We start from the raw sequence: 12425 nt of genomic DNA, 5'->3' as shown, positions 1-12425 counted from the left end.
ATGACTCAAGCGGTCCAGATTTACCACAACCCACGCTGTTCCAAGAGCCGTGAAACCTTAGCGCTGCTGAAAGACAACGGCGTGGAGCCGGACGTGGTGCTGTATCTCGACACGCCGCCCGATGCGGCGACGCTGAAAAACCTGCTGAAAATGCTCGGCATGACCAGCGCCCGTGAGCTGATGCGTCAGAAAGAAGACTTATATAAAGAACTGAATCTGGCAGACAGCGCGCTCAGTGAAAACGCACTGATTGAAGCGATGATTGCCCATCCGAAGCTGATTGAACGCCCAATCGTGGTGAAAAACGGTCAGGCGCGAATTGGGCGCCCGCCGGAACAAGTGCTGGAAATTATCTAGGTTTTGATGCCGCAGCGTAAGCTTCTAAAAAGCCCTGCGGCGTATTCTCTCCCAATTTCTTCTGCGTTTTCCCGGTATTCCATAAGACACTCAACTGCTGCACCAGCGCATCCGGCTCCTTCGCGACAGGAACCAGCGTACGCAGGGCTTCCGTAAAGGTAATCGTGCTCGCTGTGGGCTGCGGCAGATGGGAAACTTTCACGCCCGGCGCGTCAATATCAAGCCACCTTACCTGCTCAGTCTCAAGACATTGAATATCAGCCGGACAGCGCGACAGCGTTTCCTGCAGCCAGTTCTCAACCAGCGGTAACGAAATACCGGAATAGACCCGGGCGTGACACCAGCCGCTCAGCGGTTCACGCGCCCACAGCAAATGGTGGTCACCACCGTCGTCCATGGTCATCGACAGCCGCCGATAATGTAGCGTTAGCGTATTCGGCACTGCGCCCGCCTTCAGTGCTTTTTTCCCCTGCGGTGCGGCCTTTTTCCGCTGATGCGCAGGCCGCAAATAGCGGTTCAACGTGGCGCGAGAAATCGGAATACCCAAGCCTTCATTAACCATAAACAGCAGTTCATCAAGCGGCGCATACAGGGTGTCACGCAGCGCATTTACCAGCGCCACCTGTTCAAGTCTCATTACTTTGTGTACCACATGTGGCGTGGTGTGCCTGTCACCCGTTTGCTCGCGATTGCGCCAGCGCCGGACGGTAGTAACTGAAATGCCGAGCTCTTTCGCCAGTTCACGGTCGCTTTTATCAGACTGCTGAAGGTAACGACGCACGCGCGGCGTGGTAGTGGCATTCGCATGCAGCTTAATTTCCATCGTCAATTCCTGATGAACATTCAAAACTAATCATATGAGATTTATATCAGTCACGCGCTGGCATTGTGACCGGATTCACCTTTCACCGCCTGCCTTTCACTGATAATCCGCATACATAACACACAAACAAACAGTCAGTCTCGTGCGGAGCTCACAATGAACAATGTTCTGGGATTTTTAGAAGCCAAACTGATGCCGTTGGCGGCGAAAGCCGCGCAGCAACGCCATCTGTGCGCCATACGCGGTGCCTATGTTTCATTCATGCCGTTTATCATTGTCGGATCGATCCTGCTGGTGATTTCGTCGTTCCCCAATCAGGGCTATCAGCAGTTTATGTCTCACACCTTTGGTGAGAGCTGGAGCAGCATTGTCGAGATCCCGTTTAATGCGGTGTTCTCCACCATGTCGCTGTTTATCAGTTTCCTGGTGGCCTATCGCCTGGCGGAGCATTACAAAGAAGACCGCGTGTCGTGCGGCATTCTGGCGCTGGTGAGCTTCCTTATCCTGACCCCGTTTATTAAAGTCGCGGAAAACGGCGGTATCACCGTCATGCCGGTGGAGTGGATCGGCAGCAAAGGCCTGTTTGTGGCAATGATCGGTTCACTGCTGTGGACCGAGCTGTTTTGCTGGCTGAAGCGTAAAAAGCTGGTTATCAAAATGCCCGACGGCGTGCCACCTGCGGTGCAGGAATCGTTCGCGGCGCTGATCCCGGCGCTGCTGGTGATGATCCTGGTGCTGATCATTCGCATCGGCTTTGAAAACACCCACTACAACACCATTCACCAGTTCATTTATGAAGTGGTCGCCACCCCGGTTCGCCACTACGGCACCTCGTATTTCGGTGCGCTGATGACCGTGTTTAGCATCACCATTTTGTGGTCTGTGGGCATTAACTCCGGCTCGATGATCAACGGCATTATTCGTCCGCTGTGGATGGAAAATCAGACGGACAACATCGCCGCCATTCAGGCGGGCGTGACGCCTCCGCACATCATTACCGAGCAGTTCTTCGACATGATCTGGATGGGTGGGGCGGGTGCTACGCTGTCGCTGGTTATTGCGATGCTGATTTTCGCACGCAGTAAAAACATGCGCGAAGTGGCCCGCCTCGGCGCTGGTGCGTCGATATTCAACATCAATGAACCGGTGCTGTTCGGTCTGCCGGTCATCATGAACCCGATCATGCTCATCCCGTTCAACCTCGTGCCGCTGGTACTGGTCACCATCCAGTACGTAGCGATGAAAATTGGCGCAGTGGCGGTCACCACCGGGGTGTTCATTCCGTGGACGCTGCCGCCGGTGCTGAGCGGATTTATCGTCACCGGGCACCTTTCCGGCAGCGTGATGCAAATATTGAATTTACTGATTGGCGCGATGCTTTACCTGCCTTTCATGCGCATTCTCGATAAGCAGTATCGGGCCGCAGAAATCTTGACTGAAAATGAAACTCGCCAGATGGCAAAACAGGAGTCGTAACGATGTGGGGAATTATTGCAACCTGGCGAATGGCGCTGGAAGGTGTGACTGAATCAGCGTCGGCGCTGGCCGCAGGGAGAGCCGCCTCCTCCGCGGTGGTGGATGCCGTTGTAGCCGTCGAAGACTTTCCGCTCTACAAATCCGTCGGCTACGGCGGGCTTCCGACCGAAAACGGCGAGGTTGAACTGGACGCTGCCTTTATGGACGGTGACACCCTGGCGTTTGGTGCCGTCGGCAATCTGATTGATATCGCCAATCCGGTTCGCGTGGCGCAGGCGCTCAGCCGCCAGCGCTATAACTCGCTGCTGGTCGGCCAGGGCGCCCGCGAATGGGCGCTGGAACAGGGCTTTGCCGAGAAAACCATGCTGACCGATCGCGCAATGCAGCACTACCGCAAGCGCTGTCGCGAAACGCTCGATAAAGGCCTCAGCCCGTATGATGGGCACGACACGGTCGGCATTATCGGGCTCGATCAGCAAGGTTCAATGAGCGTCGCCACCTCCACCAGCGGCCTGTTTATGAAAAAACGCGGGCGTATTGGCGATTCGCCGATCATGGGCTCCGGCTTTTACTGCGACAGTGAAACAGGCGCGGCAACGGCTACCGGCGTTGGCGAAGATCTGATGAAAGGCTGCACCAGCTATGAAATCGTGCGTCGGATGGCGGGCGGCATGTCACCGCAGGACGCCGCGGATTCGGTGGTGTTTGAGCTGGAAGACAAGCTGATGTCGCGCTTTGGCCGCGCGGGTGACCTGTCGGTGGTGTGTATGAATCGCCGCGGGGAGTTTGGCGCCGCCACCAATATCAAAACGTTTTCGTTTGTGGTCGCCACGGAAAATCAGCCGCTGACCGTGTATCGCGCCGAGCGCCGTCAGGAGAAAACCCATTACCAGCCGGTGGATGACGAATGGATGCAGGCTTACGCCGCGCGTATTCGCGCCCCGATTGAGGAGTAAATCATGGAATTTCGTTTAGTCACCGAACCTTCAGCCGTACCGCGCGGCAGTCATTTGATTACCTCACCTGGCAGCCCGCTGCTGGAAGCGTTCGACATTCCGCTGCTGGCCGAAATGGTCGCCCAGGCCCGCAAGGGTCAGCTGGCAGACTGTCAATTTGGCTGTCTGCCGTTTGCCCGCATTACAATGATTCCTGACGCCGCGTGGCAGGATATGCAGACCGAAGAACTGCTTACCTCTCTGCGCCCGTTATTCAAAAAGCCCGTCAGCGAAAACGTGGCACTGGATTGTACCTTGCTCACTGAAAGCTGCGTGCGTGATCCTGTTCTGCGTTGGGTTTTCAATCTCGATCACAGCCTGGACGATCTTGGCCTGAAAAGCGGCAAAACGGCGCGCGAGCGGGTTAAGTGCCTGACCGGGTTCTGCCTGCCATCGCAGAATGAAGCGCTGCATGAGGCATTTCGTCAGCAGCATGCGGTCGCCAACGGGATGCTGGCGGCGCGTCGCCTGGCGGATATCCCTGCGGAAACCTGTATCCCGCAGTTTGTGGTGGAGGAAGCTCAGCGCCTGTGCGCTCGTTTTCCTGCACTGTACTGCGAAGTGCTGGATGAACACGCCATTCAGGCGCAAGGCCTGGGGCTGCTGCACGCCGTTGGGAAAGGCTCAACTCGCCCTCCCCGCCTGCTGGCGATTCATTATGACGGGGCGAAAGACGGCCCGGTGCGCAGCTACGTTGGGAAAGGCATTACGTTTGATACCGGCGGCCTGTGGCTGAAAGAAGGCGCCGGCATGTACACCATGAAATATGACATGTGCGGCGCGGCAAACGTACTCGGCCTGATGCTGAGTATCGCGGAACTGGCCCTGCCGGTGCGGGTGATGGGTGTATTGGCGCTAGCCGAAAACGCCATCGGGCCGGACGCGATGCAGCCCGGCAGCGTCGCGCGGGCCTGTAATGGGATGACGGTGGAAATCAATAACACCGATGCTGAGGGGCGTCTGGTTCTAGCCGATGCGATTGCCTGGGCCAGCCAGCGTCATCCGCAGACCCGTTTCATTATCGATATGGCGACGTTGACCGGTGCAGTGGTTAAAGCGCTGGGCTATGAGCTGAGTGGGTTAATGACGCAAAACGAGATGTTGCGCGAGCAACTGGTTCAGGCCGGGAAAAAAAGCGGCGACGAGGTATGGTCGCTGCCGCTCGACGGACGAATGAAAAAACAGACCGAAAGCGCGATTGCCGATTTGTGTAATACGCCGACGAATAATGCGGCGATCAGCGCGTCGGCCGCGTGGATGCTACATCATTTCTGCCCACCGGAAATTCCGTGGGCGCATCTGGATGTCAGCGGTACGGCATTGTGGCGTGAGAGTGGTAAAAGCGTTGCATCAGGCCGACCAATTCCGCTGTTGATGCAGCATCTATTGGATGATTTGAAGTGATGTCGTGCCCGGCGGCGCGTTGCTTGCCGGGCCTACAGTTTCAGGATCTCTTTTACAAACGGGATGGTCAGTTTGCGTTGAGCGGTAATCGACGCGCGATCGAGCTGATCGAGCGTCATAAACAGGGTGCGGGTTTCGCGATCGAGGCGCTTCATCAGGAAGCGGCAGACGTCTTCCGGCATCTCAAACCCACGCATTTTGGCGCGCAACTGTAACGCCTGAAGTTTGTCTTCATCGGACAGCGGTTGCAGCTTGTAGATTTGCCCCCAGTCGAGACGAGACGCGAGATCCGGCAGAGCAACATTCAGCTGGCGTGGTGGACGATCGCCGGTGATCAGCAGACGCGTTTTGCCCGATTCGAGAATGCGGTTGTACAGATTAAAAATCGCCATTTCCCACGGTTCATCCCCTGCCACACATTCGATATTATCGATGCACACCAGCGCCAGATGCTCCATGCCTTCCAGCACCTCCGGGACGAACCAGGTACGTTTATCCAGCGGAACATAGCCGACGGCGTCGCCACGCTGTGAAAGCTCGGCGCACGCTGCGTGCAGCAAATGACTGCGGCCAGCACCTTCGCGCGACCAGACGTAAATGTATCCGCTGTGATCCTGACGCAGCATGGTTTGCACTGCGGCAAGTAAAGAAGAGTTATCACCCGCCCAGAAACTCGCAAAGGTTTCGTCGTCGGGAAGATAGAGTGGCAAAGAGAGCTGAGCCGGAGCGTTCAGAGTGACCTCAACATGGAACTGCTAAAAACGCGGTGAGTGTAACACAAGATCCGCGAATGAGAGAACCGGGCGGGAAGTCCCACCCGGTTGATCGATCGTTACGCTGTTTTATCGCTATCCGCCGGATCAAGCACCACTTCTTCCGGGCGCAGAACGCTTATCAGTTTGAAGATAAGGCTCAGGGCCACACCCACGATAGTCGCCAGCGCCATGCCTTTCAGCTCTGCTGCACCGATGTGCACAGTCGCCCCGCTGACGCCGATGATCAGAATAACGGCGGTCAGGATCAGGTTTTGCGTCTTGTTGTAATCGACTTTTGATTCAATCAGAACGCGAATACCCGATGCGCCAATCACCCCGTACAGCAGCAGTGACACACCGCCGATAACCGGGACCGGAATGATTTGAATCGCCGCAGCCAGTTTACCGACGCAGGACAGCAGGATGGCGATAATCGCCGCGCCACCAATAACCCAGGTGCTGTACACACGGGTGATGGCCATAACGCCAATGTTTTCACCGTAAGTGGTATTTGGCGTGGAACCAAAGAAACCAGAAATGATGGTCGACAGGCCGTTGGCAAACATCGAACGATGCAGGCCCGGGTCGCGGATCAGATCTTTTTTGACGATGTTTGCGGTCACCACCAGGTGGCCGACGTGCTCAGCGATAACCACCAGGGCAGCAGGCAGAATAGTGAAGATAGCAAACCACTCAAAGCGCGGAGTGTAGAAGGTTGGCAACGCAAACCACGGAGCCTGTGCAATTGCGGAAGTGTCTACGATACCGACCGCAAACGACAGCGCGTAACCGGTCAGCACGCCAATCAGAATTGGGATGATCGCCAGGAAACCGCGGAACAGCACGGAGCTGAACACCGTTACGCCCAACGTTATCAGTGAAATCATGATGCTGGTGGTATTTGGCGCCGTACCCGCCGCTGGAAGCAGGCCAGCCATGTCAGCCGCCACATGCGCCAGTTCCAGGCCGATAACTGCGACAATCGCCCCCATCGCGGCCGGAGGGAACATCACGTCCAGCCATCCGGTGCCCGCTTTTTTGACGATGAACGACACCAGGCAGAACAGCACGCCGCACATAATGAAGCCGCCGAGCGCCACTTCATAGCCCAAAGGTAACAGCAGTAGCACCGGGGAAATAAACGCAAAGCTTGAACCGAGATAGGCCGGGATTTTGCCCTTGCAGATGAACAGATACATCAGCGTGCCGATACCGTTGAACAGCAGAACCGTTGCCGGGTTGATGTGAAACAGGAAAGGTACCAGCACCGTCGCGCCAAACATGGCGAACAGATGCTGCAAACTAAGCGGGATGGTCTGCAAAAGTGGCGGTCTTTCACTTACCCCGATAGCGCGGCGCGTCATAGGTTTATCCTCTGTCTGAGTGTTGTTGTTTGTATTGGTGTGTTTTAGTCAAAAAAAAGCCGACTCTCAAAGTCGGCTATTTTTAATGAATCTTTTATTTGGTACCAAAAATCTTGTCACCGGCATCGCCGAGGCCAGGAATAATGTATCCGTGCTCGTTAAGGCCCTGGTCAATGGACGCGGTGTAGAGTTCTACATCCGGGTGCGCTTTCTCCAGCGCTGCAATACCTTCCGGAGCCGCAACCAGAACCAGCACCTTAATGCTGGTGCAACCTGCGTTTTTCAGCAGGTCGATAGTGGCGATCATAGAGCCGCCGGTTGCCAGCATCGGGTCAACCACCAGCGCCATACGTTCGTCGATGTTTGACACCAGCTTCTGGAAGTACGGTACCGGCTCGAGGGTTTCTTCATTACGGTAGATGCCGACCACACTGATACGCGCACTCGGAACGTGCTCCAGTACGCCTTCCATCATGCCCAGGCCTGCACGCAGGATTGGCACAACGGTAATTTTCTTGCCTTTGATCTGCTCGACCTGCACCGGGCCGTTCCAGCCTTCAATGGTGACAGTTTCAGTTTCCAGGTCAGACGTTGCTTCATAAGTCAGCAAGCTGCCCACTTCTGAGGCGAGTTCACGGAAGCGTTTGGTGCTGATGTCATGCTCACGCATCAGGCCCAGCTTGTGTTTTACGAGCGGGTGTTTCACTTCCACAATCTTCATTCTCTTTCTCCTCTGAGGGGCAACCACAAAAAAATCGCCGGATTATACCGCTTTTTGCAGGCAGCGCCATACCCGTTCTCATTGACGGGGATCAAGCAAAGTGATTAACACATTGTTACTCATTATAAAGTAAGGATAAAAATAAACCCCGCCGAAGCGAGGTTTTATCTTTCAGTGAATCAATCGCGCAAAATTAGAGCGATTCGCCGTTGCTGCTGATAACCTTTTGATACCACGCAAAAGATTTTTTGCGGCTACGTTCCAGGGTGCCGTTGCCTTCATTATCTTTATCGACATAGATAAATCCGTAACGTTTTTTCATCTCACCGGTTCCGGCAGAGACGAGGTCGATACAGCCCCATGGGGTATAACCCATCAGGTCCACGCCGTCTTCCACCACTGCTTTTTTCATTTCGGCGATGTGGGCGGAGAGATAATCAATGCGGTACTGATCGTTTACGCTGCCGTCGTTTTCACGCACGTCGATGGCGCCGAAGCCGTTTTCCACAATGAACAGCGGAAGCTGATAGTGATCCCAGAACCAGTTCAGTGAATAACGCAGGCCAACCGGATCAATCTGCCAGCCCCAGTCCGATTTTTTCACGTACGGGTTGGAAACCAGGCTGGTGGTTTCATCGTAGTCGAGCTGCGGGTTGTCAGCCGTCGCCTTGGTGGCGAAAGACATGTAGTAGCTGAAGCCGATGTAATCGACACAGCCCTGTTTCAGCGCGGCGTTGTCTTCTGCGGTGATATCAAGCTCAAAACCACGACGCTCGAAGTAGTTCAGCAGATGCTGCGGATATTTGCCGCGCACATGCACATCGGTGAACCAGTAACGACGATGCATCGCGTTCATTGCCATCATCATGTCGTCCGGCGCGCAGGTCAGTGGGTAAATCGGGCACATCGCAATCATGCAACCGACTTGCAGCGATGGGTTAATCTCACGCGCCACTTTCACCGCCAGCGCACTGGCGACCAGCTCATAGTGCGCCGCCTGATACATAATCGGCTCGCGATCCTCACCCTCTTCGTACTTGATGCCGGAGTTGGTAAACGGCGCGAAATCTTCGTGGAAATTTGCCTGGTTGTTGATTTCGTTGAAGGTCATCCAGTACTTCACTTTGTGCTGATAGCGCTCGAACGCCACTTTCGCAAAGCGCACAAAGAAGTCGATGACTTTACGGTTACGCCAGCCGCCGTACTCTTTCACCAGGTGATACGGCATTTCGAAGTGCGACAGCGTAATCACCGGCTCGATGCCGTATTTCAGGCATTCGTCGAACAGGTCGTCGTAGAATTTCAGGCCCGCTTCGTTCGGCTCCAGCTCGTCACCTTTCGGGAACAGACGCGTCCAGGCAATCGAGGTGCGGAAACATTTGAAGCCCATTTCGGCAAACAGTTTGATGTCGTCTTTATAGCGGTGATAGAAATCGATCGCGTCATGGTTCGGGTAGTTTTTTCCAGGCAGCACGCCGTCGGTAATTTCACGCGCTACGCCGTGGGCCCCGGCGGTCATCACATCGGCAACGCTCGGGCCTTTTCCGCCCTCTTTCCAGCCGCCTTCCAGCTGATGCGCCGCAACAGCACCGCCCCACAGAAAATCGCTTTTAAATCCGGACATAACAACTCCCTCTTTAACATTCAGACTGCTGATTAAAATGGTAAACCGCGCCGAGTAAACCGGCGTCGTTGCCGTGGCTGACGGTATCAACGTATTCATCAATACCGAACCAGGCGAGATGCTGTTTCAGTTGTTGCAGGAAGCCCGGGCGTTCGGTGATACCGCCGCCGAGCAGAATAGTTTGCGGGTCGAACAGATTGACCAGGTTGTACAGGCCGCTGGCGATGCCGTTGAAAAAATCGTTCACCAGCCGCTGGCAAACCGCGTCTCCCGCATCGCAGGCGTCGAATATCTCTTCGCCACTGACCTCATCGAGCGGTTTTCCGATATGGTTCGCATAGCGGTTGCGCAGAACACGCAGCGTGCAGGTGGCATTCATGGTGTAGTGCGTCGGCTGCCGACTGCCGGGGCGGTCGGTAAACATGTAGCCAAATTCACCGCCGCGAAAACGCGCGCCGCGTACCAGCTGGTTATTGCAGAAAATCGCGCCGCCGATGCCGGTGCCAATCGTCAGCACCAGAAAGTCACTCATCTCTGCCGCTTTGCCCTGCCAGCGTTCGGCGAGCAGCACGCAGTTGGCGTCGTTTTCAATGGCGACCGGCAGACGGGTGCGTTCTTCGAGCCACGCTTTAATGCCGAACTGGTCGAATTTGCGAATAGCCCCGCCCATTTCAATGAAACCGGTGTGAGGATTGACGTAGCCAGGCGCGCTGATGGCGATGCCTTCACATTCCGGATGCGCCTCCAGCCAGCTGAGAATGCCTTGCAGAATAGCCTCACCGTCGCTGTCTTTGATGGTCACTTTCCCTTTCGCGACGATCGCCCCTTCGACGGTCACTACGCCCATTTTGAGCGCCGTGCCACCAATATCAAACGCGGCAATGTGCATGTGCTTTACTCCTCCTGACGGCAATTTCAGAAACCGGTTTCAGTGGAATATTGTGTGCTGTAGCAATAACCTGCAAGCATTAAAATGTACCCGGTTTCATTTTCGTGAACGGGTTCAAATTTGACTGAACGAATGCTGAAAGTGTGTAAAAAAACGTCAACAAAAGATATCCCGCGCCCAGGCTCGCAAACGTTTGCTTAGGCTGTTAGAATGGCGCCGATTTTATTTGCTAACGCCATTCGTGGAGACTTGCAGTGACCGACAAAACCTCTCTCAGCTATAAAGATGCCGGTGTTGATATTGACGCGGGTAATGCTCTGGTTGACCGAATCAAAGGTGTGGTGAAGAAAACCCGCCGCCCGGAAGTAATGGGTGGCCTGGGTGGATTTGGCGCACTGTGCGCACTGCCGCAAAAATATCGTGAGCCGGTGCTGGTTTCCGGTACGGATGGCGTTGGCACTAAGCTGCGCCTGGCAATGGATCTTAAGCGTCACGACACCATCGGCATCGATCTGGTGGCAATGTGCGTGAACGACCTGGTGGTACAGGGCGCTGAGCCGCTGTTCTTCCTTGATTACTACGCGACCGGCAAGCTGGACGTGGACGTTGCATCCAGCGTTATCACCGGCATCGCCGAAGGCTGCCTGCAGTCCGGCTGTGCGCTGGTGGGCGGGGAAACTGCTGAAATGCCGGGTATGTATCATGGCGAAGATTACGACGTGGCCGGTTTCTGCGTGGGCGTGGTTGAGAAATCCGAAATCATCGACGGCAGCAAAGTGGCCGATGGCGACGTGCTGGTGGCTCTCGGCTCCAGCGGTCCGCACTCCAACGGCTATTCGCTGGTGCGTAAAATCCTTGAAGTCAGCGACACCAATCCAGAAACCACGGAACTCGACGGCAAACCCCTGGCCGATCACCTGCTGGCACCCACCCGTATCTACGTGAAAAATATTCTGGAACTGATTGCCAGCGTCGACGTGCACGCCATCGCGCACCTCACCGGCGGCGGCTTCTGGGAGAACATTCCGCGCGTGCTGCCGGACAACACTCAGGCCGTGATCGACGAATCCTCGTGGCAATGGCCGTCCGTATTTAACTGGCTGCAAACCGCCGGTAACGTTAGCCAACATGAGATGTATCGCACCTTCAACTGTGGCGTGGGCATGTTGATTGCGCTGCCAGCCGCAGAAGCCGATAACGCTATCGCGCTGATGAATGAGAAAGGTGAAAACGCGTGGAAAATCGGCTATATCAAAGCATCCGATTCTGAACAGCGTGTGGTCATCGAGTAATGAAAAATATTGTGGTGCTGATTTCTGGTAACGGAAGCAATTTGCAGGCGATTATCGACGCCTGCAAGCAGAAGAAAATCAATGGCACCCTGCGGGCTGTTTTCAGCAATAAGGCCGACGCGTTCGGCCTTGAGCGCGCCCGTGAAGCAACGATCCCGGCGCATGCGCTGAGCGCCAGTCAGTTTCCCAACCGCGAAGCATTTGACCGCGAGCTGATTCAGGAAATTGACGCCTACGCCCCTGATGTTGTGGTGCTGGCAGGCTACATGCGCATTCTGAGTCCGGCGTTCGTGGCGCATTATCATGGGCGTCTGCTGAATATCCACCCTTCCCTGCTGCCGAAATACCCCGGCCTGAATACCCATCGTCAGGTGCTGGAAAACGGCGACGAAGAGCACGGCACCTCCGTGCACTTCGTGACGGACGAACTCGACGGCGGCCCGGTTATTTTACAGGCCAACGTGCCGGTGTTCGCCGGTGACACGGAAGATGACATTACCGCTCGCGTTCAGCACCAGGAGCACGCCATTTACCCGCTGGTGGTGAGCTGGTTTGTCGACGGACGTCTGGCAATGAAAGACAACAGCGCATGGCTGGACGGTGTTCAGCTCCCCGCGCAAGGCTACGCCTCCGAGGCGTAGTTGCAGGCCGCCTGTCCATCGCGACAGGCGCTTTTCCCCTCTCCCATACCGCTGAATAATAAAAAAACGTTATCGCAGGTTCAC

The 12425-nt window shown here is 55.5% G+C and carries 12 protein-coding genes; 6 read left to right on the top strand and 6 right to left on the bottom strand.

Annotated elements, in window-relative coordinates; genetic code table 11:
* Nucleotides 1–357 (top strand): arsenate reductase (glutaredoxin), encoded by a 357-nt coding sequence (gene arsC, locus MUU51_RS15175; protein ID WP_159769901.1) that lies wholly within the window; start codon nt 1–3, stop codon nt 355–357.
* Here the strand turns inward: arsC and MUU51_RS15170 are convergent.
* Nucleotides 350–1180, bottom strand: a complete 831-nt coding sequence (locus MUU51_RS15170; RefSeq protein ID WP_258968059.1) for a helix-turn-helix domain-containing protein — start codon at nt 1178–1180, stop codon at nt 350–352. The genes arsC and MUU51_RS15170 overlap by 8 nt on opposite strands.
* A 156-nt stretch (nt 1181–1336) precedes the next feature.
* Here MUU51_RS15170 and celB point away from each other — a divergent pair, with 156 nt between their 5' ends.
* Genes celB through MUU51_RS15155 form a run of 3 tightly spaced genes read left to right on the top strand, consistent with a single transcriptional unit; the run spans nt 1337 to nt 5055 of the window.
* Complete coding sequence (gene celB, locus MUU51_RS15165) at nt 1337–2656, top strand: PTS cellobiose transporter subunit IIC (RefSeq protein ID WP_159769895.1); 1320 nt, start codon at nt 1337–1339, stop codon at nt 2654–2656.
* A gap of 2 nt (nt 2657–2658) precedes the next feature.
* A complete protein-coding gene (locus tag MUU51_RS15160; RefSeq protein ID WP_159769892.1) occupies nt 2659–3612 on the top strand; it encodes a glycosylasparaginase in 954 nt (317 codons plus the stop codon).
* Nucleotides 3613–5055, top strand: coding sequence for a leucyl aminopeptidase family protein (locus MUU51_RS15155; protein ID WP_258968247.1), 1443 nt, complete (start codon nt 3613–3615; stop codon nt 5053–5055).
* A gap of 32 nt (nt 5056–5087) precedes the next feature.
* Here the strand turns inward: MUU51_RS15155 and MUU51_RS15150 are convergent, their stop codons facing one another.
* The 5 genes from MUU51_RS15150 to bglK form a co-directional block, all read right to left on the bottom strand.
* Nucleotides 5088–5789 (bottom strand): DnaA inactivator Hda, encoded by a 702-nt coding sequence (locus tag MUU51_RS15150; RefSeq protein ID WP_159770774.1) that lies wholly within the window; start codon nt 5787–5789, stop codon nt 5088–5090.
* Nucleotides 5790–5887: 98 nt separating this feature from the next.
* Nucleotides 5888–7174 carry a uracil permease gene (uraA, locus tag MUU51_RS15145; protein ID WP_258968058.1) on the bottom strand — a complete coding sequence of 429 codons (1287 nt, stop codon included), beginning with the start codon at nt 7172–7174 and terminating at the stop codon, nt 5888–5890.
* A gap of 94 nt (nt 7175–7268) precedes the next feature.
* A complete protein-coding gene (gene upp, locus MUU51_RS15140; protein WP_159760663.1) occupies nt 7269–7895 on the bottom strand; it encodes a uracil phosphoribosyltransferase in 627 nt (208 codons plus the stop codon).
* A 193-nt stretch (nt 7896–8088) separates the two neighbouring features.
* Nucleotides 8089–9519: a 6-phospho-beta-glucosidase gene (locus tag MUU51_RS15135; RefSeq protein ID WP_133460503.1), complete on the bottom strand. Its 1431-nt coding sequence runs from the start codon at nt 9517–9519 to the stop codon at nt 8089–8091.
* A 13-nt stretch (nt 9520–9532) separates the two neighbouring features.
* Nucleotides 9533–10408, bottom strand: a complete 876-nt coding sequence (gene bglK, locus MUU51_RS15130; RefSeq protein ID WP_159769883.1) for a beta-glucoside kinase BglK — start codon at nt 10406–10408, stop codon at nt 9533–9535.
* Nucleotides 10409–10662: 254 nt separating this feature from the next.
* Between bglK and purM the strand changes: the two genes are divergently transcribed.
* Nucleotides 10663–11700 (top strand): phosphoribosylformylglycinamidine cyclo-ligase, encoded by a 1038-nt coding sequence (gene purM / locus MUU51_RS15125; RefSeq protein ID WP_159769880.1) that lies wholly within the window; start codon nt 10663–10665, stop codon nt 11698–11700.
* A complete protein-coding gene (gene purN, locus MUU51_RS15120) occupies nt 11700–12341 on the top strand; it encodes a phosphoribosylglycinamide formyltransferase (protein WP_159769877.1) in 642 nt (213 codons plus the stop codon). Before purM ends, purN begins: the two co-directional genes overlap by 1 nt.
* Nucleotides 12342–12425 lie beyond the last annotated feature (84 nt).

It is taken from the genome of Scandinavium manionii (assembly GCF_024764775.1).
Taxonomy (GTDB): domain Bacteria; phylum Pseudomonadota; class Gammaproteobacteria; order Enterobacterales; family Enterobacteriaceae; genus Scandinavium; species Scandinavium manionii.
The sequence above is the reverse complement of the archived record's forward strand: the minus strand, read 5'-3'. Positions and strand labels throughout refer to the sequence as shown.

Coding starts and splice junctions, on each gene's coding strand:
- arsC (WP_159769901.1), top strand. CDS start 1: ATGACTCAAGCGGTCCAGATTTACCACAACCCACGCTGTTCCAAGAGC.
- MUU51_RS15170 (WP_258968059.1), bottom strand. CDS start 1,180: ATGGAAATTAAGCTGCATGCGAATGCCACTACCACGCCGCGCGTGCGT.
- celB (WP_159769895.1), top strand. CDS start 1,337: ATGAACAATGTTCTGGGATTTTTAGAAGCCAAACTGATGCCGTTGGCG.
- MUU51_RS15160 (WP_159769892.1), top strand. CDS start 2,659: ATGTGGGGAATTATTGCAACCTGGCGAATGGCGCTGGAAGGTGTGACT.
- uraA (WP_258968058.1), bottom strand. CDS start 7,174: ATGACGCGCCGCGCTATCGGGGTAAGTGAAAGACCGCCACTTTTGCAG.
- upp (WP_159760663.1), bottom strand. CDS start 7,895: ATGAAGATTGTGGAAGTGAAACACCCGCTCGTAAAACACAAGCTGGGC.
- MUU51_RS15135 (WP_133460503.1), bottom strand. CDS start 9,519: ATGTCCGGATTTAAAAGCGATTTTCTGTGGGGCGGTGCTGTTGCGGCG.
- bglK (WP_159769883.1), bottom strand. CDS start 10,408: ATGCACATTGCCGCGTTTGATATTGGTGGCACGGCGCTCAAAATGGGC.
- purN (WP_159769877.1), top strand. CDS start 11,700: ATGAAAAATATTGTGGTGCTGATTTCTGGTAACGGAAGCAATTTGCAG.